Source organism: Pseudomonas sp. SWI44, from assembly GCF_002947915.1.
Classification (GTDB): domain Bacteria; phylum Pseudomonadota; class Gammaproteobacteria; order Pseudomonadales; family Pseudomonadaceae; genus Aquipseudomonas; species Aquipseudomonas taiwanensis.
The window spans coordinates 72,612-96,318 of sequence record NZ_CP026674.1; the positions used below are offsets into that span (position 1 = coordinate 72,612).

24 protein-coding genes, 2 pseudogenes and 1 riboswitch are annotated in these 23,707 nt (G+C 63.0%); of the genes and pseudogenes, 15 read left to right on the forward strand and 11 right to left on the reverse strand.

Features of this window, described 5'->3' with window-relative positions; translation table 11 throughout:
• The first annotated feature begins 81 nt into the window (after positions 1–81).
• The 3 genes from C4Q26_RS00350 to C4Q26_RS00360 all read left to right on the forward strand — a co-directional run bounded on the left by C4Q26_RS00350 (position 82) and on the right by C4Q26_RS00360 (position 2,506).
• Positions 82–999 (forward strand): LysR family transcriptional regulator, encoded by a 918-nt coding sequence (locus C4Q26_RS00350; protein ID WP_023380199.1) that lies wholly within the window; start codon positions 82–84, stop codon positions 997–999.
• A gap of 165 nt (positions 1,000–1,164) precedes the next feature.
• Entirely contained in the window at positions 1,165–1,794 is a 630-nt protein-coding gene (locus C4Q26_RS00355; RefSeq protein WP_023380198.1) for a riboflavin synthase, read from the forward strand.
• 10 nt (positions 1,795–1,804) lie between these two features.
• The gene (locus C4Q26_RS00360) at positions 1,805–2,506 is read left to right on the forward strand and encodes a YoaK family protein (RefSeq protein WP_023380197.1); all 702 of its coding nucleotides are present in this window, start codon (positions 1,805–1,807) and stop codon (positions 2,504–2,506) included.
• A 16-nt stretch (positions 2,507–2,522) separates the two neighbouring features.
• Here C4Q26_RS00360 and hemB read toward each other — a convergent pair whose 3' ends face one another.
• Positions 2,523–3,497, reverse strand: coding sequence for a porphobilinogen synthase (gene hemB / locus C4Q26_RS00365; RefSeq protein WP_023380196.1), 975 nt, complete (start codon positions 3,495–3,497; stop codon positions 2,523–2,525).
• A 220-nt stretch (positions 3,498–3,717) separates the two neighbouring features.
• Between hemB and C4Q26_RS00370 the strand changes: the two genes are divergently transcribed.
• The 6 genes from C4Q26_RS00370 (at position 3,718) to C4Q26_RS00395 (ending at position 9,837) form a co-directional block, all read left to right on the forward strand.
• Positions 3,718–4,884 carry a DUF1624 domain-containing protein gene (locus C4Q26_RS00370; RefSeq protein WP_104882541.1) on the forward strand — a complete coding sequence of 389 codons (1,167 nt, stop codon included), beginning with the start codon at positions 3,718–3,720 and terminating at the stop codon, positions 4,882–4,884.
• 29 nt (positions 4,885–4,913) lie between these two features.
• Positions 4,914–5,113: riboswitch (cobalamin riboswitch) on the forward strand.
• 126 nt (positions 5,114–5,239) lie between these two features.
• Positions 5,240–6,250, forward strand: a complete 1,011-nt coding sequence (locus C4Q26_RS00375; protein WP_104882542.1) for an ABC transporter substrate-binding protein — start codon at positions 5,240–5,242, stop codon at positions 6,248–6,250.
• The gene (locus C4Q26_RS00380; RefSeq protein WP_023380192.1) at positions 6,250–7,266 is read left to right on the forward strand and encodes an iron ABC transporter permease; all 1,017 of its coding nucleotides are present in this window, start codon (positions 6,250–6,252) and stop codon (positions 7,264–7,266) included. The genes C4Q26_RS00375 and C4Q26_RS00380 overlap by 1 nt, the downstream gene beginning before the upstream one ends.
• Positions 7,263–8,051 (forward strand): ABC transporter ATP-binding protein, encoded by a 789-nt coding sequence (locus tag C4Q26_RS00385; RefSeq protein WP_023380191.1) that lies wholly within the window; start codon positions 7,263–7,265, stop codon positions 8,049–8,051. The genes C4Q26_RS00380 and C4Q26_RS00385 overlap by 4 nt, the downstream gene beginning before the upstream one ends.
• Positions 8,052–8,068: 17 nt before the next feature.
• Entirely contained in the window at positions 8,069–8,503 is a 435-nt protein-coding gene (locus C4Q26_RS00390; protein ID WP_023380190.1) for a pseudoazurin, read from the forward strand.
• The gene (locus C4Q26_RS00395; RefSeq protein ID WP_027907179.1) at positions 8,500–9,837 is read left to right on the forward strand and encodes an OprD family porin; all 1,338 of its coding nucleotides are present in this window, start codon (positions 8,500–8,502) and stop codon (positions 9,835–9,837) included. The genes C4Q26_RS00390 and C4Q26_RS00395 overlap by 4 nt, the downstream gene beginning before the upstream one ends.
• A gap of 24 nt (positions 9,838–9,861) precedes the next feature.
• Here the strand turns inward: C4Q26_RS00395 and C4Q26_RS00400 are convergent, their stop codons facing one another.
• Positions 9,862–10,173 carry a hypothetical protein gene (locus tag C4Q26_RS00400; RefSeq protein ID WP_023380188.1) on the reverse strand — a complete coding sequence of 104 codons (312 nt, stop codon included), beginning with the start codon at positions 10,171–10,173 and terminating at the stop codon, positions 9,862–9,864.
• Positions 10,174–10,458: 285 nt separating this feature from the next.
• On the opposite strand from C4Q26_RS00400, the pseudogene C4Q26_RS00405 reads away from it, so the two are divergent.
• Positions 10,459–11,442, forward strand: a pseudogene (locus tag C4Q26_RS00405) (IS630 family transposase).
• A gap of 22 nt (positions 11,443–11,464) precedes the next feature.
• On the opposite strand, the gene C4Q26_RS00410 reads toward C4Q26_RS00405, so the two are convergent.
• Positions 11,465–11,965 carry a GNAT family N-acetyltransferase gene (locus C4Q26_RS00410; RefSeq protein ID WP_027907178.1) on the reverse strand — a complete coding sequence of 167 codons (501 nt, stop codon included), beginning with the start codon at positions 11,963–11,965 and terminating at the stop codon, positions 11,465–11,467.
• A gap of 181 nt (positions 11,966–12,146) precedes the next feature.
• Here C4Q26_RS00410 and C4Q26_RS00415 point away from each other — a divergent pair, with 181 nt between their 5' ends.
• From C4Q26_RS00415 to C4Q26_RS00425, 3 genes and pseudogenes are all read left to right on the forward strand, one after another.
• Complete coding sequence (locus tag C4Q26_RS00415; RefSeq protein WP_104882543.1) at positions 12,147–12,626, forward strand: hypothetical protein; 480 nt, start codon at positions 12,147–12,149, stop codon at positions 12,624–12,626.
• Positions 12,627–12,714: 88 nt separating this feature from the next.
• A complete protein-coding gene (locus tag C4Q26_RS00420; RefSeq protein WP_104882544.1) occupies positions 12,715–14,298 on the forward strand; it encodes a sensor domain-containing diguanylate cyclase in 1,584 nt (527 codons plus the stop codon).
• Between the two features lie 217 nt (positions 14,299–14,515).
• Positions 14,516–14,865: pseudogene (locus C4Q26_RS00425) on the forward strand (TonB-dependent receptor domain-containing protein); the annotation flags it as partial.
• A 12-nt stretch (positions 14,866–14,877) separates the two neighbouring features.
• On the opposite strand, the gene C4Q26_RS00430 reads toward C4Q26_RS00425, so the two are convergent.
• Genes C4Q26_RS00430 through C4Q26_RS00445 form a run of 4 tightly spaced genes read right to left on the reverse strand, consistent with a single transcriptional unit; the run spans position 14,878 to position 17,719 of the window.
• Complete coding sequence (locus tag C4Q26_RS00430) at positions 14,878–15,612, reverse strand: amino acid ABC transporter ATP-binding protein (RefSeq protein ID WP_023380184.1); 735 nt, start codon at positions 15,610–15,612, stop codon at positions 14,878–14,880.
• Complete coding sequence (locus tag C4Q26_RS00435; RefSeq protein WP_023380183.1) at positions 15,599–16,246, reverse strand: amino acid ABC transporter permease; 648 nt, start codon at positions 16,244–16,246, stop codon at positions 15,599–15,601. The genes C4Q26_RS00430 and C4Q26_RS00435 overlap by 14 nt, the downstream gene beginning before the upstream one ends.
• Complete coding sequence (locus C4Q26_RS00440; RefSeq protein ID WP_023380182.1) at positions 16,247–16,912, reverse strand: amino acid ABC transporter permease; 666 nt, start codon at positions 16,910–16,912, stop codon at positions 16,247–16,249. It abuts the gene before it with no gap.
• Between the two features lie 21 nt (positions 16,913–16,933).
• Positions 16,934–17,719, reverse strand: coding sequence for a transporter substrate-binding domain-containing protein (locus C4Q26_RS00445; RefSeq protein WP_023380181.1), 786 nt, complete (start codon positions 17,717–17,719; stop codon positions 16,934–16,936).
• A 276-nt stretch (positions 17,720–17,995) separates the two neighbouring features.
• On the opposite strand from C4Q26_RS00445, the gene C4Q26_RS00450 reads away from it, so the two are divergent.
• Together C4Q26_RS00450 and C4Q26_RS00455 are read left to right on the forward strand one after the other, a co-directional pair.
• Positions 17,996–18,688: a FadR/GntR family transcriptional regulator gene (locus C4Q26_RS00450; protein ID WP_023380180.1), complete on the forward strand. Its 693-nt coding sequence runs from the start codon at positions 17,996–17,998 to the stop codon at positions 18,686–18,688.
• A 266-nt stretch (positions 18,689–18,954) separates the two neighbouring features.
• A complete protein-coding gene (locus C4Q26_RS00455; protein ID WP_104882545.1) occupies positions 18,955–20,292 on the forward strand; it encodes an MFS transporter in 1,338 nt (445 codons plus the stop codon).
• A 46-nt stretch (positions 20,293–20,338) separates the two neighbouring features.
• On the opposite strand, the gene C4Q26_RS00460 is transcribed toward C4Q26_RS00455, so the two are convergent.
• From C4Q26_RS00460 to C4Q26_RS00470, 4 genes are all read right to left on the reverse strand, one after another.
• Positions 20,339–21,181: a Ku protein gene (locus tag C4Q26_RS00460; protein ID WP_104882546.1), complete on the reverse strand. Its 843-nt coding sequence runs from the start codon at positions 21,179–21,181 to the stop codon at positions 20,339–20,341.
• Between the two features lie 9 nt (positions 21,182–21,190).
• Positions 21,191–21,328 carry a PSPA7_2676 family Cys-rich small protein gene (locus C4Q26_RS28005; RefSeq protein WP_167332796.1) on the reverse strand — a complete coding sequence of 46 codons (138 nt, stop codon included), beginning with the start codon at positions 21,326–21,328 and terminating at the stop codon, positions 21,191–21,193.
• Positions 21,329–21,419: 91 nt separating this feature from the next.
• Positions 21,420–22,364, reverse strand: a complete 945-nt coding sequence (locus C4Q26_RS00465) for a malate dehydrogenase (RefSeq protein ID WP_023380177.1) — start codon at positions 22,362–22,364, stop codon at positions 21,420–21,422.
• 157 nt (positions 22,365–22,521) lie between these two features.
• A complete protein-coding gene (locus C4Q26_RS00470; protein WP_023380176.1) occupies positions 22,522–23,706 on the reverse strand; it encodes a M20 aminoacylase family protein in 1,185 nt (394 codons plus the stop codon).
• Position 23,707: the final 1 nt, after the last annotated feature.

Here is a 23,707-nt window from a genome sequence, read left to right on the forward strand (position 1 = left end):
GTTAGATTTTCCCCACCCCCTTGGGAAGATTTATAAACAGAGGGGGTGTCTTCTGAAAAACAGATACGACAGGAGCATGCTGTGTCACTGACCCTGCGCCAGGTCCGTTACTTCGTCGCAACCGCCGAAATCGGCCAGATTTCCCAGGCTGCGATCCACCTGAACATTTCCCAGTCGGCAGTGACCACCGCCATCAAGGAGCTGGAGGCGATGCTCGGTGCGCTGTTGTTTCAGCGCTCGGCCCAGGGCATGACCTTGACCGAGGCCGGCCGGCACTTTCTCAACCGCGCCTATGTGATCTTGCGCAGCGTCGATGACGCGCTCAACAGCCCGCTGCCCGACCTGCGCGCCAGCGGGGTGCTGCGTCTGGCAGCCAGTTACACGGTGCTGGGCTACTTCCTGCCGCACCACCTGCAACGGCTTGAGCATTGGCATCCGGATGTGAGCCTTCAGGTGCAAGAGCAAGAACGCAGCACCATCGAACAAGGCCTGCTGGAGGGCGACTTCGACATGGCCGTGGTGCTGACCGCCAACCTGACGCACCCGGATATCGTTTCCGAGACGCTGTTCAACTCCGAGCGTCGACTGTGGCTTCCCAGCCATCACCCGCTGTGCGAACGCTCATCGGTGAGCCTGGCCGACGTGGCCCGCGAGCCTTACATCCAGCTGACCGTGGATGAGGCGGAACAAGCCACCTTACGATACTGGGAGCAGGCCGGTCAGCGACCCCGTGTGCGCGTGCGCACCAGTTCGGTCGAAGCGGTGCGCAGCATGGTGGCCAACGGCAGTGGCGTGGCGATCCTCTCCGATCTGGTGCACCGCCCCTGGTCGTTGGAGGGCAAGCGGATCGAGACCGTCACCATCAGCGACCCTGTCACACCCATGAGCGTGGGGCTGGCCTGGCACCGCGAACGGGCATTCAGCCCAGCGATGCAGGCCGTGCGCACCTACTTCCACGGAGCGTTTCTGGCGCCGCAGCAATTGTCGGCGCGGCGTTGATGGACAGACACTTTACCTAGCCACATGCCAGCCCGCTGTCGGAGCGGGTTTACCCGCGCAGGATCGGCGTCCACAACCCCCATCACGAAAGCCAAGCGCTTGCATTTACCGGCCCACGGGCATAGCGTTCGAGAGTTCAGCATTCCCTGTGCCCAGGAGCTCCCCATGTACACCGGCATCGTCCAGGCCGTCCGCCCTCTACTTGATGTAACCCGCTACCCAGGTCACAACCAGTTCACCATCGACCTCACCGCCGAGCTGCTCGATGAGCTGAAGATCGGCGCCAGCGTCAGCGTAGAAGGTACCTGCCTGTCAGTCACCGAAATCAACGGCAGTCAGGTGAAGTTCGACGCCATGACCGCCACCCTCGAACGTACCAACCTGCGCTTCTTCAGCGCAGGCCAAGGCGTGAACATAGAACGCTCGGCGAAGATGAACGCCGAAGTCGGTGGGCACCTGATGGCCGGCCACATCGCCACCACTGCAGAGATTGTCGAGCTGTCGATCAAGGAGACCGGCGCCTTCATCAAGTTCCGCATGCCGCCGGAATGGGCCAAATACGTATTTGCGCGCGGATTCCTCGGCGTCAATGGTTGCAGCTTGACTGTCGCCGACGTCGAAGAAAACGTCGTCACCATCAACCTGATTCCCGAAACCCTGCGCCAGACCACCTTCGCCCGCTACCAGAACGGTGACCTGATCAATATCGAGGTGGACCACCAGACCATGGTCCTGGTGGATGTGGTCGAGCGCACCCTGAAGGGCACCTTGGCCCGCGAAAACCTGCTGCGCTGAGACCACCGCTATGTTGCCCAATGCCCTGCCCTCGCGCAGCGCCAAACGCCTGAGGCTGCAGAGATTGCGTGGTCGGGTAGGTCTTGGCCTGGTCGCCAGTCTATCGGTACTGGCGGGTATGACCGATGCCATTGGCCTGTTGGCGCTAGGCGATTTCGTCTCGTTCATGAGTGGCAACACCACCCGCCTGGCAGTGGCCATCAGCCAGGCGGACCTGGCCCTGGTGCTGCGCCTGAGCGCCGCCATTCTCAGCTTCGTGCTTGGTAATGCGCTGGGGATAGTGCTGGCCCGCGGTTTCAGGCAACGAGCCTGGCCTGTGCTGGTGGTGGTCGCAGCCCTGCTTGCCCTGGCGGCCTCCTGGCCAACGGTCACGAGTTGGCTACCCCTGATCGCGGCGATCCTGGCCATGGGCATGATCAATGCCGTGGTCGAACAAGTGAATGGGCTGCCGATCGGCCTGACCTACGTGACCGGAGCGCTGTCCCGGTTCGGTCGCGGCTTTGGCCGCTGGCTAATGGGTGAACGTCGCGACGGCTGGCGTGTGCAACTGGTGCCGTGGAGCGGCATGCTGCTGGGTGCCGCGCTGGGCGGCTGGTTGCAACATCACCTGGGCCTGCAGGCACTGGTGGGCAGTTGCGCCCTGGCGTGCCTGCTGGCCCTGGTGGCGCGGTTCATTCCGCGCTCATGGCAACGGGGCTACATGCCCCGCTGAGCCCGGGTCGCGTGTCTCAGATGCCTTCGCGGGCCAGATCCATGGCGAAGTAGGTGAGGATCAGGTCCGCGCCGGCACGCTTGATCGCGCCAATGCTTTCACGCACCACGCGCCCTTCATCGATGGCGCCAGCCAGGCCGCCGAACTTGATCATCGCGTACTCGCCGCTGACCTGGTAGGCCGCCAGCGGCAGGCGCGAGGCTGCGCGGATGTCGGCGATCACATCCAGGTAGGCGCCGGCTGGCTTGACCATCAGCACGTCAGCGCCTTCCTGCTCGTCGAGCAATGATTCGCGCACGGCTTCGCGACGGTTCATCGGGTTCATCTGGTAGCTCTTGCGGTCGCCCTTGAGTGCGGTGCCACCGGCCTCGCGGAACGGGCCATAGAGCGACGAGGCGAACTTGGTCGAGTAGGCCATGATGGCGGTGTCATGGAAGCCGGCGCCATCGAGGGCGGAGCGAATCGCCTGGACCTGGCCGTCCATCGCCGCCGAAGGGGCGATGAAGTCGGCGCCCGCGGCAGCGGCCACCACCGCCTGCTTGCCGAGGTTGGCCAGGGTCGCATCGTTGTCCACGCCATGGTCATGCAACACGCCGCAATGGCCGTGACTGGTGTATTCACAGAAACAGGTGTCGGACATCACCACCATCTCCGGCACGGTGTCCTTGCAGATTCGCGCCATGCGCGCGACCAAGCCGTTTTCGTTCCAGGTGTCGCTGCCGGTTTCGTCCAGGTGGTGGGAAACACCGAAAGTCATTACCGACTTGATACCGGCACGGGCATAACGCTCGATTTCCTCGGCGAGTCGTTTCTCCGGGATGCGGTTGACCCCAGGCATGCTGGTGATCGGGACGAAGTCATCGATGCCCTCTTCGACGAAGATCGGCAGGATCAGGTCTTCGAGGCGGAACTCCGTCTCCTGGAACAGGGTACGCAGGGACTCGTTCTGGCGCAGGCGACGAGGGCGAACAACAGGGAAACGGCTGGACATGGAAGCTCCAAGAAATTTGACGACCTACACCATAAGCCTGTCGTGCGTGACTGAAAAGCCAAAATATCGAGATTGTCCCGTGCGCGCCGGGCAATAACGATTATTCAGTGCTGGCGCGGGCGCGACAAAATGTCACCCACCTGAAAAAGCCTGTTCAGGGCTCATCAAATAGTTATAAGATAACGTTTCACTTGATAATGATTCCTGCCTGCGACCCCCTATGACAAGCGCCATAGCCACGCCTACCCAACTCACCCAGCGCCTGCACAGCATCGATGCCCTGCGCGGCCTGGTGATCGTGTTCATGTTGCTGGACCACGTCCGCGAAACCTTCTTCCTGCACCGCCAGGTAGGCGACCCGATGGACATCGACACCACCGAGCCCTCGCTGTTCGTCAGTCGCACCCTCGCCCATCTGTGCGCCCCGGTGTTCGTCCTGCTCACTGGCCTTTCGGCCTGGCTGTACGGCGAAAAGCACAAGGGCCGCAGCGATGTGTCGGCATTTCTGTTCAAGCGCGGGCTGTTCCTGGTGGCACTGGAGTTCACCCTGGTCAACTTCGCCTGGACCTTCCAACTGCCGCCCACCGTCATCTACTTGCAGGTGATCTGGGCCATTGGCGTGAGCATGATTGCCCTGTCTGTGCTGGTGTGGCTGCCGCGTCCGCTGATGCTCGCCGTGGGCGCTGTCATCGTGGCCGGGCACAACCTGCTCGACGGCCTGCACTTCGAGCCGGGATCGGCTCTGCATGTCCCGTGGGCCATGTTGCATGATCGTGGTTGGTTGACGCTCTCCGACGGCCTGCGCCTACGCACGTCCTACCCGGTGTTGCCATGGATTGGCGTCATCGCCCTGGGCTATGGCATGGGTCCATGGTTCGCCCGCGGCAGCGACGCAGGCCAACGCCAGCATCGTCTGCTGATGGCCGGCGTGATCGCCCTGCTGGGCTTCGTCGTGCTGCGCATGATCAATGGCTATGGCGAGGCGCCCTGGAGCGGTTACCCAACCTTGACGCAGACGGCGATGAGCTTCTTCAACATCACCAAGTACCCTCCTTCACTGCTGTTCCTGGCCCTGACCCTGGGGGGCGGCCTCGTGCTGCTGCGCGTCTTCGAACGTGCCGGCCAGGCTCGCTGGATCAGGGCCTTGGCCGTGTTTGGCGCAGCCCCCATGTTCTTTTACTTGTTGCACCTTTACGTCCTGAAGCTGTTGTACCTGGCCTGCGTCGCCCTGTTCGGGCTGAACCAGGGCCAGTATTTTGGCTTCGACGGGATCGGTGCAGTGTGGCTGGTCGCCGTGCTGCTGGCGGTGGCGCTGTACCTGCCGGTGCGGGCATTCGGCCGCTTGAAGGCGCGTCGCCGCGACATCAGCTGGCTGAAGTACTTCTGATATGACGTTTTCACCCGGCGGCCGAATGGTCTACCATGCGGCCCGCCGGTTTCCACCACGGAATTAATAGGGAATCCAGGGCCAGCTTTCACAGGCCAATCGGAACTGCCCCCGCAACTGTAGGTGCCGAGCCTGCTCCAACCAAGCCACTGGGTCTGCCGATCCGGGAAGGCCGGAGCCGGGCAAGGACGCACCAGTCAGGAGACCTGCCGGCCTACATTCACCAACCGGCGGGGTGTCCGGGATGGCCATCTCCACCCGTTCCCGGGTGCAGCCCCACGCCGTGCGCATGGGGCTTGGCGATGCCTGTCCGTGCGTTCATGCCGTGAACTGTCCGATAGGAGATCGCCCCCACATGCTGCTGCGCTCCACCACCCTGCTTGCAGGCCTGAGCCTCGCCGGCCTGGCCCAGGCCGCTACCACCCACTACCCGCTCACCGTCGACAACTGTGGCCGGCCCCAGACCTTCGCCCAGGCCCCCGAGCGCGCCGTCACCATCGGCCAGGCGGCGACCGAGATCCTCTATGCCCTTGGGCTGGGCGACAAAGTGGCCGGCACTTCGCTGTGGTTCAACAATGTGCTGCCCGAGTACAAGGCGGTGAACGACAAGGTCGAGCGGCTGGCCGACAACGACCCCAGTTTCGAAGCCGTGGTGGGCAAGCGCCCACGGTTGGTGGCGGTGCAATTCGAGTGGATGGTCGGCGCCCAGGGCGTCGTGGCAACCCGCGAGCAGTTCGATGAGCTGAAGATTCCTACGTACCTGCTGCCATCGGACTGCGAAGGCAAGGACAACCTGGTCGGAGCCGACGGTACCCGTCTACAAGCTTTCCAGGTCCAGAGCATCTACAAAAGCGTCAGCCAACTGGCCGAGATCTTCGACGTGCAGGACCGCGGCGCGGCATTGAACGCCGATCTCAAGGCAAGCCTGGACAGTGCCAGAAAGCACGTTGCAGGCAAGGACCTCTCCAACACCAGCGCATTGTTCTGGTTCTCCAGCGCCGACTTCCAGATAGACCCTTATGTGGCTGGTCGCCAAGGGGTGGCTGACTTCATGCTGCGCACCCTCGGTGTGCGCAATGTGGTCGAGTCCAACGAGGAATGGCCGACCGTGGGCTGGGAAACGCTGGCCAAGGCCAATCCAACCTGGCTGATCATTGCCCGCATGGACCGCCGCCGCTTCCCCGCCGACGACTACCAGAAAAAACTCGACTTCCTGCACAACGACCCGGTGACCCGCAACATGGACGCGGTGAAGAACAACCGCATCATCATCCTCGATGCAGATGCCATGCAGGCCGGCATCCGTCTGTTCCGTGGCCTGCAGACTTTGTCTGCCGCCTTCGCCAGCGGCAATGCGGCGCCGTGATGAAGCGTTTGTTGATTTATAGCGTCCTGTCGGCAATGGCCCTGCTCGCCGCCGTCCTGGCCGGCACCGTCATCGGAGAGGCCAACGTATCGTCCAGCGTGGTTTACCAAGTGCTGGCCAACCACCTGTGGCAGGCTGGTTACCCGGTCGACCCGATCGATGCGGGCATCGTCTGGAACTACCGTCTGACCCGCACCCTGGTGGCTGCCGCCTGCGGTGCCGGGCTGGCGACCTGCGGGGTGATTCTCCAGGCATTGCTGCGCAACCCGCTGGCCGAGCCTTACTTGCTGGGCCTCTCGGCAGGCGCTTCGACCGGTGCGGTGCTGGTGGGCTTGCTGGGGTTCGGTGGCATGGCACTGAGCATGTCAGCAGGTGCGTTCCTCGGTGCACTCGCTGCCTTCGCGCTGGTATTGGTGCTGGCCCGCACCAGCGGCTCCACTGGCAACAGCGCCCAGGTCATCCTCGCAGGCATTGCCGGCTCGCAACTGTTCAATGCACTGACTGCCTTCCTGATCACCAAGTCGGCCACCGCCGAGCAGGCGCGTGGCATCCTGTTCTGGCTGTTGGGCAACCTCAGTGGCGTGCGCTGGCCATCGGTGTGGCTGGCACTTCCAGTGGCGCTGGCCGGCCTGGTGGTGTGCCTGTGGCACCGCCGCACGCTGGATGCCTTTACTTTCGGAGTCGACTCGGCAGCGTCGCTGGGTATTGCCGTGCGTCGCACCCAGTTGCTGCTGATCAGTTGCGCTGCATTGGTGACAGCGGTGATGGTGTCGATCGTCGGGGCCATCGGTTTTGTCGGTTTAGTGATTCCCCACGCCCTGCGCTTGCTGCTCGGCCCTGGCCATAGCCACCTGCTGCCGGCCAGCGCCCTGGGCGGCGCCTTGTTCCTGATCGCCGCCGATGTACTGTCACGCACGCTGATTGCGGGCCAAGTGATACCGGTGGGCGTGGTCACCGCATTGATCGGCGCGCCTGTGTTCGCGCTGATCCTGGTCAGCCGTCGGGGGCGCCCATGACCCTCATGATCAATGCGCCCATCGCCCCACTCGCCTGTCAGGGCCTGAGCCTCGAATTGTCGGGCAATCTCGTGCTCCGCGATATCGACCTCACCTTGGTCACCGGCGAAACGCTGGGGATCGTCGGCCCGAATGGTTCGGGTAAATCGTCTTTGCTCAAAGTGCTGGCCGGGCTACGCGCGCCGGCCAGCGGCAGTGTCCAGTTGCTCGGTAACGCCTTGGCGCGGCTTCCCCGACGGCGTATCGCCCAGACTCTGGCGCTGGTCGAACAGCAGGCCGACACCCTCGACGCCATCAGCGTGTTCGACGCCGTGGCCCTGGGGCGCACGCCATGGTTATCGGCCCTGTCGCCGTTCTCCAGCCACGACCGCGCCATCGTCGAGCAAGCCTTGGTCGACCTCGACGCCGAGCACCTGCGCACCCGCATCTGGAACTCACTGTCCGGGGGCGAGCGCCAACGGGTGCACATCGCCCGCGCCCTGGCCCAAAGCCCTCAGGTGCTGCTGCTCGACGAGCCGACCAACCATCTGGATATCCAGCATCAGCTCAGCCTGCTACGCCAGGTTCAGGCGCTACCGATCACCACCCTGATCGCCCTGCACGACCTGAACCAGGCGCTCACCTGTGACCGTGTCGCCATGCTGGACAAAGGCCGCCTGGTCGCCCTGGGCAAACCGCAGGACGTGCTGACGCCGGAGCGTCTGCTGAGCACCTTCGGCGTGCAGGCGCACTACCTCACCGACCCCTTCGATGGCGCGCGCATCCTGCGTTTTCGCGCCCCTTGAACCTGGAAGTTCCCACCATGCCGTTGCGTCCTTTCGCCCTACTGCTCGTCAGCACCGTTTTCACCCACGCCGCCCAGGCCGAGGTGCATGAAGTGAAAATGCTCAATCGCGGCGCCGAGGGGTCGATGGTGTACGAGCCGGATTATCTGCGCATTGCGCCAGGCGACACGGTTCGCTTCCTACCTAGCCAAAGCGGGCACAACGCCGCCAGCGTTCCAGGGCTGCTGCCTGCCGGGGCCGAGGCGTTCATGAGCAGGCTCAACCAGCCCTTCGAGCACAGCTTCACGGTGCCCGGTACATATGGCGTCCAGTGCATTCCCCACGTGGCCATGGGCATGGTGATGTTGATTCAAGTGGGTGACGCCCAGGCCACGCCAATCCCAGGAAACCTGCCGACCCGCGCCAAAGACCGCTTCGCCGCACAGTTGAGCAAACTGGAGGCCGCACGATGAGCCGCTTGCTGCTGGCGCTGCCGCTGCTGGGCATCACCCCATTCACGATGGCCGACTCCACGCAGTCGCAAAGCAACGGCTTCGTCGAGGACAGCACCTGGGGCCTGCTCAATCGCAGCGTATTCGACCAGCGCGACTACAAGCATGGGGGCCGCAACGGCAGCGCGCGTAATGCCTACAAGCCGCGTGACGAACGCAACGGCCTTGCCGAAGAGTGGGCCTACGGTTTGATGGGCACCTTCACCTCAGGATTTACCCAAGGCGTTATCGGCGTGGGTGTCGATGCACACGCCTACCTTGGCCTGCAATTGGACAGCGGCGGAGGACGCGCCGGCAAGGCACGCTTGCTCAGCCTGGACAACGATGGCCACCCCAAATCCGAGTACAGCCGGGGCGGTGCTGCGCTCAAGCTGCGTGTTTCCAATACCGTGCTGTCCTATGGCGAACAGCGCGTGAAGACGCCGGTATTCAGTTCCTCCGACAGCCGCCTGTTGCCTGAGACGGCCACCGGATTCTTCCTCACCAGCAACCCGTTCGACTCACTCAAGCTGGTGGCCGGCCATTTCAACGAGAACACCGACCGCAACGCGTCGAGCCACGACCAAGGCTTCGTGGTCAACTATTCCAACGGCCGGCAAGGCAACGGTTTCGACCTGGCAGGCGTGGTGTGGAACCCCGGCGCCGCCTTCAGTGGCAGCCTGTACACCTCTCGCTATGAAGACAGCTGGAACCAGCACTACCTGGGCAGCACACTCACCCATGCCCTGGACGACCGTCGCAGCCTGAGCCTGGATCTCAACCTGTATCGCACCACCGATACCGGCAAGGCGCTATCCGGGCACATTGACAACACCACATGGAGCCTGGTCTGGCGTTACAACCAGGGCCCCCACGGCTTCAGCCTCGGCTGGCAGCAGGTGGACGGTAACACGCCGTTCGACTATGTCAGCCGTGGAGCGATCTACATCGCCAACGCCGTGCAGATGTCCGACTTCAACGCACCCAACGAAAGGTCCTGGCAGGCGCGCTATGACCTGAACATGGGCGCCTATGGGGTACCAGGGTTGAGCCTGACAGCGCTGTACGTCAGGGGGTTCGATATCGACGGATCGCATGTGGACCCCAACGGCGGTTATGCCTACCTGGGCTATGGCAAGGGCGGCAAGCATTGGGAGCGCGACCTTGAGGCGCGCTACGTGGTGCAGAGCGGCAAGGCCAAGGGCACTGCGTTTTCTGTGCGGCACAACGTGCACCGGGGCAATACCGCGCAAGCGGAACTGGACGGGAACCAGATCCGCCTGGCGGTGGAGTGGCCGCTGACAGGAGGATTCTGATCCTGCGCGCGGCCCGCTGCGCTTTCAGGTTGATGCCTGCAATCGCCACTGCGCCCTCTCCTGCGAGCTTATCGACGCCACGACATCAGCGAACGTTGCACTGAGCTGCGCACTGACATTGCCAAAAACCTGGTAGTGGGTCAGCACGTAACGCTTGACCGTCTTTGGCCAGCATCCTTCCTTATGCGCCGCATGGATGATGGCCTTGGCATCATCGCGCGTCGCCCGGCGCCAGGCCTTGAGCAAGCTGCTCTCGAAGTCTGCGAAGGTCCAGGCGTCTCTGCGGTCTTCGAAATGGTCCAGCAGCTTGAGCTTGTACAGGGCCAGGTGCGCCATGGGCATTGCTTCCTCGTCTTGATGATCGGACGGGAAGGTAAGGAACGCGGCGGGGGAATGAAATGAACGTGATGGCCCGCGCCGCAGCGCGGATGTAGGAGCCTTCCTAGTGTGGTGCTTCGCAAGTAACACTCATATTTTGGTCTAGGCTTCACAGCATCAGAAATGCCTCGGAGCCACGATATGAAAGCCGGCCGACCTGCTGCCCCGATTGAGCTGAGCGACGAAGAACACATCGAACTGCTTCGTCGCTCCCGATAGCGTAAAGGCTCTGCTGAATCTCGCATTCGCGCCGAAATCATCTTGGCGTGCGCTAGTGGAGAATCAGGCACCTCAATCGCCCACAGACTTGGCAGCGGCGTACACACGGTCTCGCGTTGGCGAGTGCGATTCAGTCGGCTGCGGCTCGATGGTTTAAATGACGAACATCGCTCAGGCCGGCCTCGCAGCATAACCGATGAACAAGTACAGGCCGTGGTCAATCAGGCACTGCAATCCAAACCCGAAGATGCCAGTCACTGGAGCACTCGCTCGATGAGTCAGGCAACCGGCATTTCTCCAGCCAGCGTCATGCGGATATGGCATGCCTTCGGCCTCAAGCCTCACCTTGAGAAGACCTTCTAACTTTCGACCGACCCTCTGTTCGTCGACAAGGTCCACGACATTGTTGGGCTCTACCTCAACCCTCCCGAAAAGGCCCTGGTGCTCTGCATCGACGAGAAAAGCCAGATTCAGGCGCTGAACCGTACCCAGCCAGGCTTACCTCTTGCCCCCGGCAAACCCGTCACTCGCACCCACGACTACAAGCGCCACGGAACCACATCGTTGTTCGCGGCGCTGGATATCGCTACGGGTGAAGTCATCGGAAGATTGAAGCGCCGCCATCGAAGTACAGAGTTTCTCGCTTTCCTCAAAGAGGTGGCCGCTAACGTACCCGAGGACATGCCTGTTCATCTGGTAATGGACAACTACGCGACACACAAGACTGACAACGTGAAAGTGTGGCTGGCAGCGCATCCGCGCTACCAAGTGCACTTCACACCTACTTCGGCATCCTGGTTGAATCTGGTGGAGCGCTTCCTCTCGACGCTGAGCGAAAAGTGGATCAAGCGCCAGGCACATACCAGCGTGAAGGATCTGGAGGAGTCCATTGATTACTACCTTGCCACCCACAACGCCAACCCTCGACCCTTTCGCTGGCATCGAAAGGCCGATGACATCTTGGCAAGCGTCGGTCGTGCAGCCGAGGCGTTAGGCCGAAAAATATGAGTGTTACTTGCGAAACACCACACTAGGTTCGCCGCCATTGGTGCATATGGGTGGTGCGCCACAGCGGGTCATCCTCGACATCGACCACCTTGAATCCTTGCCGCTCCCAGAACGCAATCGCGCCAGGCAGGAAGGGATGGGTGTGCAGGTACAGGCAGTCGACACCTGCATTCATGGCCTGCTCGCGCAGTGCCGCGAACAGGGCGCCAGCCAGCCCATGCCTGCGGTACTCGGGCCGGACGAACAAGCGCACCACCTCGACCACGTGAGCACCTCGGTAGTCGAGCTGAGGGAAGCGATGGTCATACGGCAGATAGCCGATGGCTGCGACCAGCCGGCCCTGGTCGCGGGCCACGAGGAAACGACCAGCGCCATCGAGGTAGGTATCGCCGAAGTGGGCAAGGTCGTTGGGTAACGGCGCTTCGGCGAGCATGGGGAACAGATCACGGCGTGCCGCGTCGACGAACCTCACGACTTCTGCGATGGCGTCATGGCTGGGAGTATGGAGGGTCCAATGTGGCATGGTCGACAGGTAGCGATGGCGAGTGCGACCTGAGTTGTACTTCAGTAAGGTCGGCGCCACAAGGCCTGCTTGCCCGTTCGGGCATTGCCCTGGCCGGCCAATTGCTGACGCACATTCGCTCTCGTCGCCGGCACATCGACATCGGTATAATTGCCCCATACATCGCGCCCAAGGCCAGTCCATGCCCCGCCTCCCCTCGCTCCTGCTTCCCCTGTTGCTCGCCGCTGCCCTCGTCGCTTGCGACCCAAAGCCCAGCCGCAACGAACAGATCCTGGCCAATTTGCCGCTGCAGGAGGCCTACGAGAACAATATCGACCGTATGGCGTCGCTGCTCACCCGCACCCACCCGGCGCTGGCCGAAACCACGATCAGGGAAGTGCTGCGCAAGCACCTTACCGTCGAGGACCAGCGCCAGGACCTGTACAAGCTCTACAGCGAGAAGAACTTCAGCGACACCGAGTTCAACACCATCGTCGAAGCCACCCGCGACCCGGCCAAGGCCAGGGCCTTGGAAGAGACCGAGGAAGGCCAGCGCCTCAGCCGCAAGCTGACCGCACTCATGCGTGAGTCTGCACGTGATGAAAAGGTGCAGGCATTGGCCAAACAGCGCATGCAACAAGTGGAAGACGAGCTGAGGTCGCTGGAAAAGGCCGGCGCTTGATGCCTCGGTACCTCACACCGTTCTTCTATAGCCGTGCAAACACATAACGAGTAAGGTTATTCCATTTTCCGCGTCAGTGAGATCAGGATTGCCACACGCCAAGCACGGACTGCGCCTGGACCTGCGCACGCTCATTCTCGTCCTTTGTGCCCTCACCGCCCTGGTGATGCTGTGCGCCAGCTATTTCGCCAGCTACCGGGTGCAACGACAGTTGCTGATCGACCACGCGCTTGAAGCGAACCGAGTGTATGCGGCCAAGCTGGCGGCCATCACCGAGACCTTCATCAGCAACGCCTTGCAGCATCTGTCGTTCAGCGCCGGTTTGCAGGGACGTCAGATGGACGACACCGAAGCGATGGTGGCGGAAACCGAGCGTCTGCTGCGACAGAGCAGTGCCTTCAACTCCACCTTCGTGGTGGACGCCGAGGGCGTCCTGCGGGCTATATCGCCCGCTACACTACGTCGTTTCATCGGCACCCGCGTGCATTCACCCGGGTCCCAGGAGGCACTGACCCAGCGCCGGCCTCTGGTCTCGACGCCTTTTCTGTCAGCCGCCAACAACCTGGTGGTAGCGCTGTCGCACCCGATCTTCGATGGCAACGGCCGGTACCTCGGTTATGTCGGCGGCAGCCTTTACCTGCGCGAGCGCAACATCCTCAACAGCTTGCTGGGTGAACATTTCTACAAAGACGGCTCGTACCTCTACGTGGTCGATCGCAATCGTCGGTTGCTGTATCACCCCGATGCAGAGCGTGTCGGCACGCTGGTGGAAGGCAACGCACTGGTGGACCAGTTGGCGACGGTGCCCAGCGGCACCCGGCAAGTGACCAATACCCGTGGCGTCGAGATGCTGGCCGGATTCGCCACCGTACCCAGCGCGGGCTGGGGCGTGATAGCCCAGCAGCCGCTGGAGCAAACCGTTGCACCATTGAGCCACCTGATACTCAGCGTGATGGGTATTTCAGCTCCCTTGGCGTTGCTTGGCTGCCTGCTGCTCTGGTGGCTGGCAATGATCATCGCCCGCCCGCTATGGCAATTGGCGGCCGGGGCCAGGTCGATGGACCGCGCCAGTACCGCCGAACGCCTGCATCGCGTGCGCGCCTGGTACTTTGAAGCGGCCGAGCTCAAGCGTGCGCTACTGTTTGGCTTGAACCTGTTGCACGAGCGCATAGGCCGGCTCAACCGCGACGCCCAGACCGACCCGCTGACCGGGCTGGGCAACCGCCGCAGCCTGGAGTTCAGCCTGTCGCTGCTCAAAGCTGAAGGGCGGCGATTCTCGGCCATCGTCCTGGACATCGATCACTTCAAGCGGATCAACGATGGCCATGGCCATGATGTTGGCGACCAGGTGCTGCGCCGCCTCGCCGAACTGATGCGCGGCTGTTGCCGTGAAGGCGACCTGCTATGCCGAACCGGTGGCGAGGAGTTTCTGATGCTGTTGCCCGGTGCCAGTCTGGAGGTGGCCACGAATGTAGCCGAGCGCCTGCGAGTGACGGTACAGGACACGCCGCTGGAGCCGGTGGGCGCAATGACCATTTCGCTGGGTGTCGCGCATTGGCAGGCAGTGGAAGGCAGCGACCCTGGCGAGGCGCTGAGCGAGGCGGATCGGGCGCTGTACCAGGCCAAGCAGAGCGGGCGCAACCGGCTGTGCACCGGTGATTCGCAGGTCTGAGTCCTATGCGATGCCAGGTGCGGCAATCCGCCACCGCGAAGCACTACCTGACCATTCACCCCAATGCTAGATTCGCCGCCATGAAAATCACCCCACGGCCCCGCGTGCTGCCCTGGCACTGGAATACCAGTAGGACACCGAGGACAGTCCGTACTGGGGCTCGCCGCTCCTGCCTGGTCGCAGCACCCTGCAGAGCGACAAGAGCCGGCGCTTCGAGAACTACAACGTCGGCGACGGGCGGTACGATCAGCTCAACGAAGCGCTCAACGGCGCATCGGTGTCGCGCAAGGATAATGCACCAAATGTCGGCAACCTGTGGCTGACCTACAGCCTGCCCCAGGACGGGTCAGGGGGCGTGGACGCTCGCTATGTCGACTCGGTGTACGCCGACAACGCCAATACCCCCAAGGCACCAGCCTACACCCTGTAGGGTGCCTTCGTCCGCTATCGCCTGGACGAGCACACCCCCCTCACCGGGCGGGTGCGCAACCTGACCAATGAGGTATATGCCAAGCAGGCCTACGCGCGCCACGCACCTTCGAGCTGGCGCTGGACCTTTGTTTCTGATCGTTTGGCCGGTCAGGCCGACGCCACCGCACCGATGAAGTTCGCCAGCTCCGCCGTGCGCGGGGCGGCGAACACTTCGCGGGGGTCTCCCACCTCGTGCACCTTGCCGTGGTGCATGAACACCAGTTTGTCGCCCACCTCGCGGGCGAAGCGCATTTCGTGGGTGACCATGATCAGGGTCATGCCCTCGCTGGCCAGTTGGCGAACCACGCCCAGCACTTCGTTGACCAGCTCCGGGTCCAGTGCCGAGGTGATCTCGTCGCACAGCAGTACCTTCGGCGACATCGCCAGCGCCCGGGCGATTGCCACGCGTTGCTGCTGGCCACCAGAGAGTCGGTCAGGATACGCATCGAACTTCTCGGCGAGCCCCACCCGCGCCAGCATCTGCTCGGCCAGCTGGCGGGCCTCTGCACGGCTGGCCTTCTTCACCACCTGTGGCGCGAGCATCACGTTCTCGCCCACGCTCAGGTGCGGAAACAGGTTGAACTGCTGGAACACCATGCCAACCTTCTGGCGCAGGGCGCGTAAGTCCGCGCGGCTGGCATCGAGGTATTCGCCGTCGACTTCGATCACCCCATCGCTGATCGACTCCAGACCGTTGAGGGTACGCAGGAAGGTACTCTTGCCCGAACCACTGCGGCCGATGATGGCCACCACCTCGCCTTCCTCGATACTCAGGTCAACGCCCTTGAGCACATGATTGTCGCCATAGTATTTGTGCAGTGCGGATACTCTAAGCAGGGGCATGCAGCCTCCTTTCCAGATAACGGGCGCTCAGCGAGAGCGGATAGCAGAGAAGGAAATAGCCCAGCGCGACCAGGCCGTAGATCAGGAACGGTTCGAACGTGGCGTTGGCCAGCATGCCGCCGGTCTTGGTCAACTCGGTAAAGCCGATGATCGAGGTCACCGCCGTGCCCTTGACCACCTGCACCGAGAAGCCCACCGTCGGGGCGATGGCGATGCGCAGTGCCTGGGGCAGGATCACGTAGCGCAGTTGCTCCAGGCGATTCAACGCCAGGCTGCCCGACGCCTCCCACTGACCGCGAGGAATGGACTCGACGCAGCCACGCCAGATCTCGGCCAGGAAGGCGCTGGTGAACAGCGTGAGGGCAATGGCAGCGGCCATCCACGCCGAGACGTCGATGCCGAACAGCGCTATGCCGAAGAACACCATGAACAGCTGCATCAGTAGCGGCGTGCCCTGGAACAGCTCGATGTAGCCACGGGCAAAGCCACGCAATAAGGAGCTGTCGCTGATCCGCGCCAGCAACAGCAGCAACCCGGCCAGCCCGCCGCACAGAAACGCGACCAGCGACAGCAGCAAGGTCCACTGCAGCCCGGTTAGCAGGTTTCGGACAATGTCCCACAAGGTGAAATCCATTCAGCGTCTCCCCATCAGCCAACGTTGGCCGACCCAGGCCAGCAACTGGCGCACGACAATGGCCATGACCAGGTACATCAGCGTGGTCAGCAGGTAGGTTTCGAAGGCGCGGAAGTTGCGCGACTGGATGAAGTTGGCGGCAAAGGACAGCTCTTCGGTGGCGATCTGCGAACACACTGCCGAGCCCAGCATCACGATCACGATCTGGCTCGACAACGCCGGCCAGACCTTGGCCAATGCAGGGCGCAACACCACATGGCGCAGTGCCTCGAAGCGGCTCATGGCCAATGCCGCAGCGGCCTCCAACTGCCCCTTGGCTATAGCCTGGATCCCCGCACGGATGATCTCGGTGGAATACGCCCCGAGGTTGATCACCATCGCCAGCACCGCCGCTTGCCACTCGGTCAACCTGACGCCCAGCGCCGGCAAGCCGAAGAAGATGAAGAACAGCTGGACGATGAAAGGCGTGTTGCGGATCAGTTCCACGTACACGCCGAACAGCGCATCGAACGGGCGCAGCCGCCAGGCGCGGACCACCGCGCCGACCACGCCGATGGCGACACCGAGCAGCGTACCGATAACCGTCAGCTGCAAGGTGAACAGCGCCCCCCTGAGCAACAGGTCACCCTGCGCCAGCACCGGGGCGAAGTCGAATTGATAGGCCATGGTTCAGGCTCCGCTTGCCGCTCAAAGATCAGCCGGCAGCGGTTGCTTGAGCCACTTCTCGGCATTGCGATTGAGGCTGCCGTCGGCCTTGGCCGCTTCCAGGGTGGCGTTGACCTTCTCCAGCAACGCAGGCTCTTGTTTGGCCAGGCCCACATAAACTGGCGAGTCCTTGAGCTTGACCTTCATCACCGGGACCTTGGAAGGGTTCTTCTCGGCGATGGCAGCCATTACCACACTGCCGCTGGCGATCAGGTCGACCTGGCCGGACAGGTAAGCGGCGATGGTCGAGTTGTTGTCCTCGAAGCGTTTGATAAGGGTGCCTTGGGGCGCGACGGCGGACAGCTCCATGTCCTCGATCGCGCCACGGGTGACGCTGATGGTCTTGCCAGCGATGGCGTCGATATTGTCGACCTTGGCGTCCTGCGGGCCGAATACCGCCAGGTAGAACGGCGCATAAGGGCGGGAGAAATCGATCACCGCCGCGCGCTCGGGGTTCTTGCCCAGGCTCGAGATCACCAGGTCGACCTTGCCGGTGGTGAGGAATGGAATACGGTTGGTGCTGTTGACCGGCGTCAGCGCCAGCTTGACACCGAGCTTGTCGGCCAGCAGCTGGGCGGTGTCGATGTCCAGGCCACGAGGCTTGAGGTCGGGACCGACCGAACCGAACGGCGGGAAGTCCTGCGGCACCGCCACCTTCAGTACACCGCGGGCAGTGATGTCGGCGAGGGCGTCGGCCTGCGCCTGGGACAAGCCCAGGGTGCTGCCGCAGAACAGGGTGGCCAGAAGCAGGGGACGGAACATCTTCATGGAAAAGCCTCGCAGGGAACGGGGTGATGAGTCTGCAAGGCCATTGCATGGGCCATGCCAGATCCCTGAAAACACACGACGAACCCTGCGCAAGGCCCGCGCCTGCAAGGTCTTACTGGTCTGAACAGTTACTTCGAACGCTTCACCCACAGCGGTGCGCCGCGCCCCGCATTCGTGCAGGGTGAACCGATTCTGCGCCACACCGGGGCAAGACTTGCAAGGCGCCGCCAATGCCCGTAAAAGGAGCGGATATCGCCTCCGACCGGTCTGAACAGCATGCTCGACACCCTCCCCCGCGCAGTCCCTGAAATCGCCCTGCAGGCGATTCGTAAACTGATCGACGACGGCGGTTACCTGCCCGGCGATGCCCTGCCCTCGCAGCGCGACCTGGCGGAACAATTGGGCGTCAGCCGGGCTTCGTTGCGCGAAGCCCTCTCCTCGCTCAGTGCGCTGGGACTGGTGAGCGTCCAGCCGGGCAAGGGTGTGTTCGTCCAGGCGCCGCTGGCCCAGACGCCGCCGGCGTTCGCCTGGCCCTACGCCGAGCAGGTGTCGGCCGCCGACACCTTCCAATTGCGCTACACGCTGGAAGGTTTTGCCGCCGGGCAAGCTGCCTTGAGGCTGACCGCTGACGACATCGACCGCCTGGAGGCCAATGTCGAGGCCATGCGTGTGGAATTGCGGGCCGGTCGCTTCGAAGCGGCCGCGCGCCTGGACTTCGCCTTCCACCAGCAGTTACTGCAAGCCTGCGGCAACCAGGCGATGCTGCAGGTGATCACCGCCAGCCAGGAGATCTTCCTGGAAAGCCAGAAGCTTCCGTTCATTCGCCCCGAGCGCGCCATGGAAACCTGGCAGGAGCACCGCAAGATCCTCCGCGCGCTGGCACGGCGTTCGCAAGTTGGAGCGCAACGGGCCATGCAGGAGCATATTCGCAATGCCGCATCGCGTACTGGCGTCGTATTCACCGTCTAAGCGATTGCGACTGGACGGTCGTTGTGGAAACCGGCTTGCCGACCATCACCGCTCGGCCGGTGCATACACCGCATGGGTCGCATCGCCGGCAAGCCGGCTCCTACGGGGCCGTATCGCACGACAAACGGTCAAAACAGATATCCCGATGTCGCCCTCGAAGCAGCACTCACCCGCGCTGGCCTGTCTACTGCCTGTACCACAACGATAAAGCGGCCCGACCGCTCTACATTCATCCAGGCTGCCTATGACCACCGGAGAGCACACGCATGTCCGCACCTCATGAGGTATCCCCCGCCACGCTACGCCGCGTCATCGCCGCTTCGGCCATCGGCAATTTCGTCGAGTGGTTCGATTTTGCCGTCTACGGTTTTCTCGCCACCCTGATCGCCAGCCAGTTCTTCGCCAGCGAAGATGCCAGCGTGGCGCTGCTCAAGACGTTCGCGGTATTCGCCGTGGCCTTTGCCTTGCGCCCCCTGGGCGGAATTGTGTTCGGCGCCTTGGGCGATCGGCTTGGGCGCAAGCGCGTCCTGTCGATGACCATCTTGCTCATGGCCGGCTCCACCACCCTGATCGGCCTGTTGCCGACCTATGCCAGCATTGGCCTGGCCGCCCCCGCACTGCTGACCCTGGCACGCTGCCTGCAGGGCTTCTCTGCCGGCGGCGAGTATGCCGGTGCGTGTGCCTACCTGATGGAGCACGCGCCCAGAAACCGCCGGGCCTTCTACGGCAGTTTCGTTCCGGTTTCGACCTTCTCGGCCTTCGCCTGCGCCGCAGTGATCGCGTACGGGCTGGAAGCCAGCCTCACCAGCGAAGCGATGAACACCTGGGGATGGCGCATTCCGTTCCTGGTCGCCGCGCCGCTGGGGCTGGTCGGCCTCTACCTGCGCTGGCGCATGGAAGAAACCCCGGCCTTCCGCGAAGCCATGGCCGAGGGCAAGGCACACGAGCACTCGCCGCTCAAGGAGACCCTGCGCACCCATGGCCGGGCGATCCGCAACCTGGGAGCTTTCATCTCGCTGACGGCGCTGTCGTTCTACATGTTCACCACTTACTTCGCCACCTACCTGCAACTGGTTGGCCACCTGACCCGCGCCCAGTCGCTGCTGGTGACTACCGTGGCGCTGCTGTTCGCCGCCATTGGCTGCCCGCTGGCTGGCGCATTCTCGGACCGGGTCGGACGGCGCAAGACCATTGGCTTCACCTGCCTGTGGGTAATGGCCTGCGTGTTCCCTGCTTACTGGCTGGCCAGTTCCGGGTCGATGTCCGGGGCACTGCTGGGGGTGATCCTGCTGGCGGTCGGGGCGCTGCTAAGCGGGGTGGTGACCGCGGCGCTGCTGTCGGAAACCTTCCCGACCCGCACCCGATACACCGCATCGGCGATCACCTACAACGTGGCCTACACGCTGTTCGGCGGCACGGCGCCCTTGGTGGCGACCTGGCTGATCGGCCAGACCGGCAGCAGCCTTGCGCCAGCATTCTACCTGGTGGTGATTGCCCTGGTGGCATTGCTGGGCGGCCTGGCGCTACCGGAGACATCGCGGATCTCGCTGCACGAGCCACTGCCAGCGCAAGGCAGCCGGCAAGCCGCCCGCGGCGCGGCCTGAGTCACGCTGCAGCCTGATTGCACAGCATGGGGGCGACCCGTCGCCCTCATGACGCCTTGCGCGAGCGTTTGGTCGTGGATTTCTTGCCCTTGGCGGTCTTGCCGCCGCCCAGGCTGCGCTTGAGCAGTTCGGTGAGGTCGATGATGTCGGCGCCTTTCTCCGTACGGGTACCTTCGCCCTTCTCCACCGTCTCGATCTTGCCTTTGCTGGCCTTTTCCTCCACCAGGTCAAGAATGGTCTGGCGAAACGCATCGTGGTACTCATCCGGGGACCACGGCCCGCTCATGTCCTCGACCAGCCGCTTGGCCATGTCCAGTTCGCGCTTGTCGACCTTGGCTTCGGTCACGCTCTTGTCCAACTCCAGGGTTTCAATGCTGCGCACCTCCTCGGGCCAGCGCAGGGTGATCATCACCAGGGCATCGTCCAGCGGCCGCAGCAACGCAAGGTGCTGACGGGTGTGCAGCACCACCGTCGCCAACGCCACCTTGCCGGTGCTTTCCAGGGTTTCGCGCAACAGTGCGTAGACCTTGCCACCACGGCGGTCGGGGCTCAGATAGTAAGGGGTGTCAAAGTGCTGCAGCGGGATGTCGCCGGCGTCGACGAAGGAGAAGATGTCGATGGTTTGGGTCGCCTCAGGCCGCGCGGCGCGAATCTCTTCCTCGCTGATCACCACATAGCGACCTTTCTCGTACTCCACGCCCTTGACGATGTTTTCCTTGTCGATGTCCTTGCCAGTGACCTTGTTCACCCGCTTGTAGCCCACCGGCTCCATGCTGCGCTTGTCGAGCCAGTCGAAATCGACCCGCTCGGTACGCACCGCCGTATTGAGCGAAACCGGGATGTGCACCAAGCCGAAACTGATCGCGCCTTTCCAGATGGCCCGCGCCATGCTGACCTCCTATGGGTTGAACGGATCGCCGGCGCTGCTGTAGCGCAGGGCGCCGCAGCGCTCGCAACACTGGCATTCGAGACCCGCGACTTCACGGGTCATCACCGTGCGCCACTGGCAACCACGCAGCAAGCAGACGAGTTTCATCAGCTACCCCTCCAGCCATCACCAAACGAGGCTTGTTACTGCAACTGACTGCGCGCTGACGCGAAGGTTTAATCCCAGGGCCATTGCACCCTCATGCCGTCCCGCTCACCAGTGCGTTCATCTCAGCGATATCACGCGCTACCTGGTCGGCGGAGTGGTCGAACATCGCCTGTTCCCGGGTATCCAGAGGCAACTCGATCACCTGCGAAATCCCGTCCGCTGCCAGTACGCATGGGACGCCCATGGCGATACCCGTGCGCCCGTACTCGCCCTCAAGCATCGCGACCGTCGGCACGATACTGCGCCGTCCGTAAGCGATGGCGTCCACCATCCGCGCAATGGCCACGCCCGGCGCATCGCAGGCGCTGCCCGATTTTTTCAAGCCGAGGATCTCGCCACCGCCCTGCCGTGTGCGCTGCACGATCCGCGCTATCTGCTCGTCCGACAGGAAGTGGGACAACGGCACCGAACCGACCGCGCAATAGCGCATCAACGGCACCATGCTATCGCCATGCCCGCCCAGCACCAGCGCGGTGATATCCCGCGCTGAAAAGCCGGTTTCCTCGGCGATGAAACACTTCATGCGTGCGGTATCGAGCACCCCTGCCTGCCCAAATACCTTGTTGCGCCCCAGCCCGCTGAGGGACCAGGCCCGATAGGTCAGTACGTCGACCGGATTGGACACCACCAGTACCGTGGCGGCTGGCGCATGCTGCTGGATATCCCGCATGATGCCATCGAGAATCGGCAGGTTGACGCTCAACACATCCTGACGCGACTGGCCGGGCTTGCGCGGCACACCGGCCGTTATCACCACCAGGTCGGAGCCCTGCAGGCATTGGGCATCGGCCCCGCCGTAAACCCGGGTATCAGACCCTGACTCGACCGCCGCCTGCCACACATCCAGTGCCTTGCCCCGTGCCAGATCACCCTGCACATCGATCAACACCAACTCGCTGCACAACTCTTCCCGGGCGATGGCCTGAGCCGCCGCCTCACCCACCATCCCAGCACCCACGATTGATAGCTTGTTCACCTGACACCTCCCGCGGTGCGCCACCGGCTATGCGCCCGCCTGTACAGAGAAGTATCGTCTGCTAAAGCCAAAAGACCACCCGCGCCTCAGGCGTACCAGCAGTGTCCGTGGGAACCGCGCGTGCCAGCGTTGGCAGTTAAACCGCGCCCATCCACCATCAGCGCAAGTAGTCCTGGACCCACTTTACCCAACAATCGGCGCCAATCTTCACCAGCGCATCGTTGAAGTCGTAATGAGGATTGTGCACCGAGCATCCATGGAACTCGCCCGTACCATTGCCCAACATGAAGTAACAGCCTGGCCGCGCCTCCAGCATGTAGGCGAAGTCTTCGGTGCCCATGACCTTGCTGGGCATTTTGTCCAGCACTGAGCCGTCGGCGAACAAAGGCCTCAGGCTTTCACGGAGCAACGTGCTTTCGTGGTCGCTGTTGCACAGTGCGGGCGCCAGTTGGGTGAATTGCACATCGATCGCCACGCCGAAACTCTCGGCATGCCCCTTGACCAGAGCGTCGATGCGGCGGTTGATCTTGTGTTGGGTCTGGGCCGTGTCGGTGCGCACGCTCAACAGCATGCAGGCCTCGTCAGGGATGATGTTGTAGACGGTGCCGGCTTGGATCATGCCGATGCTGATGACCGCATATTCATCCACGCTCAGGTTGCGCGACTTGATGGTCTGGATGCCGCTGATCAGGCTGTTCAACGCCATCACCGGGTCCACCGACAGCTCCGGCATCGCACCGTGCCCGCCTTTGCCGGTAATGCGAATGCTCACCCGCTCAGAGGACGCCATGGTAGGCCCGGCCTGCACCACGCAGGTACCCACTGGCAGGCCAGGCATATTGTGTAATGCGTACACCGAGTCGCATGGGAAGCGCTCGAACAGGCCGTCGTCGATCATCGCCTTGGCCCCGCCCAGACCTTCCTCGTCAGGCTGGAAGATCACATTCACCGTGCCATCGAAGTCACGCGTCTCGGCCAGTTGCGCAGCGGCGGCCAGCAGGATCGCGGTATGCCCGTCATGGCCACAGGCATGCATGCGCCCGGGAATCTTGCTGGCATGCTCGAAGCGATTCTTTTCGCTCATGGGCAATGCGTCCATGTCGGCCCGCAAGCCAATGCTGCGTGGGCTGTCCCCTGCTTTCAATACGCCGACCACACCATGCCCACCGACATTGCGATGCACCTCATAGCCCCAGGCCTGCAGCCTGTCGGCCACCAATGCGGCGGTATTGGGGGTGTCGCCGCCCAGTTCCGGCGCAGCATGGATCTGCCGACGAAGCATGACGAACTCATCCAGCTCTGCAGACGAGGGCCGAGGTTGCTTGCTCTGGAAAGTACCCATG

Excerpts from the sequence above, each read along its gene's own strand:
- C4Q26_RS00355 (WP_023380198.1), top strand. The coding sequence starts at position 1,165 with ATGTACACCGGCATCGTCCAGGCCGTCCGCCCTCTACTTGATGTAACC.
- C4Q26_RS00360 (WP_023380197.1), top strand. The coding sequence starts at position 1,805 with ATGTTGCCCAATGCCCTGCCCTCGCGCAGCGCCAAACGCCTGAGGCTG.
- hemB (WP_023380196.1), bottom strand. The coding sequence starts at position 3,497 with ATGTCCAGCCGTTTCCCTGTTGTTCGCCCTCGTCGCCTGCGCCAGAAC.
- C4Q26_RS00370 (WP_104882541.1), top strand. The coding sequence starts at position 3,718 with ATGACAAGCGCCATAGCCACGCCTACCCAACTCACCCAGCGCCTGCAC.
- C4Q26_RS00375 (WP_104882542.1), top strand. The coding sequence starts at position 5,240 with ATGCTGCTGCGCTCCACCACCCTGCTTGCAGGCCTGAGCCTCGCCGGC.
- C4Q26_RS00380 (WP_023380192.1), top strand. The coding sequence starts at position 6,250 with ATGAAGCGTTTGTTGATTTATAGCGTCCTGTCGGCAATGGCCCTGCTC.
- C4Q26_RS00385 (WP_023380191.1), top strand. The coding sequence starts at position 7,263 with ATGACCCTCATGATCAATGCGCCCATCGCCCCACTCGCCTGTCAGGGC.
- C4Q26_RS00390 (WP_023380190.1), top strand. The coding sequence starts at position 8,069 with ATGCCGTTGCGTCCTTTCGCCCTACTGCTCGTCAGCACCGTTTTCACC.
- C4Q26_RS00395 (WP_027907179.1), top strand. The coding sequence starts at position 8,500 with ATGAGCCGCTTGCTGCTGGCGCTGCCGCTGCTGGGCATCACCCCATTC.
- C4Q26_RS00400 (WP_023380188.1), bottom strand. The coding sequence starts at position 10,173 with ATGGCGCACCTGGCCCTGTACAAGCTCAAGCTGCTGGACCATTTCGAA.
- C4Q26_RS00410 (WP_027907178.1), bottom strand. The coding sequence starts at position 11,965 with ATGCCACATTGGACCCTCCATACTCCCAGCCATGACGCCATCGCAGAA.
- C4Q26_RS00415 (WP_104882543.1), top strand. The coding sequence starts at position 12,147 with ATGCCCCGCCTCCCCTCGCTCCTGCTTCCCCTGTTGCTCGCCGCTGCC.
- C4Q26_RS00430 (WP_023380184.1), bottom strand. The coding sequence starts at position 15,612 with ATGCCCCTGCTTAGAGTATCCGCACTGCACAAATACTATGGCGACAAT.
- C4Q26_RS00435 (WP_023380183.1), bottom strand. The coding sequence starts at position 16,246 with ATGGATTTCACCTTGTGGGACATTGTCCGAAACCTGCTAACCGGGCTG.
- C4Q26_RS00440 (WP_023380182.1), bottom strand. The coding sequence starts at position 16,912 with ATGGCCTATCAATTCGACTTCGCCCCGGTGCTGGCGCAGGGTGACCTG.
- C4Q26_RS00445 (WP_023380181.1), bottom strand. The coding sequence starts at position 17,719 with ATGAAGATGTTCCGTCCCCTGCTTCTGGCCACCCTGTTCTGCGGCAGC.
- C4Q26_RS00450 (WP_023380180.1), top strand. The coding sequence starts at position 17,996 with ATGCTCGACACCCTCCCCCGCGCAGTCCCTGAAATCGCCCTGCAGGCG.
- C4Q26_RS00455 (WP_104882545.1), top strand. The coding sequence starts at position 18,955 with ATGTCCGCACCTCATGAGGTATCCCCCGCCACGCTACGCCGCGTCATC.
- C4Q26_RS00460 (WP_104882546.1), bottom strand. The coding sequence starts at position 21,181 with ATGGCGCGGGCCATCTGGAAAGGCGCGATCAGTTTCGGCTTGGTGCAC.
- C4Q26_RS28005 (WP_167332796.1), bottom strand. The coding sequence starts at position 21,328 with ATGAAACTCGTCTGCTTGCTGCGTGGTTGCCAGTGGCGCACGGTGATG.
- C4Q26_RS00470 (WP_023380176.1), bottom strand. The coding sequence starts at position 23,706 with ATGGGTACTTTCCAGAGCAAGCAACCTCGGCCCTCGTCTGCAGAGCTG.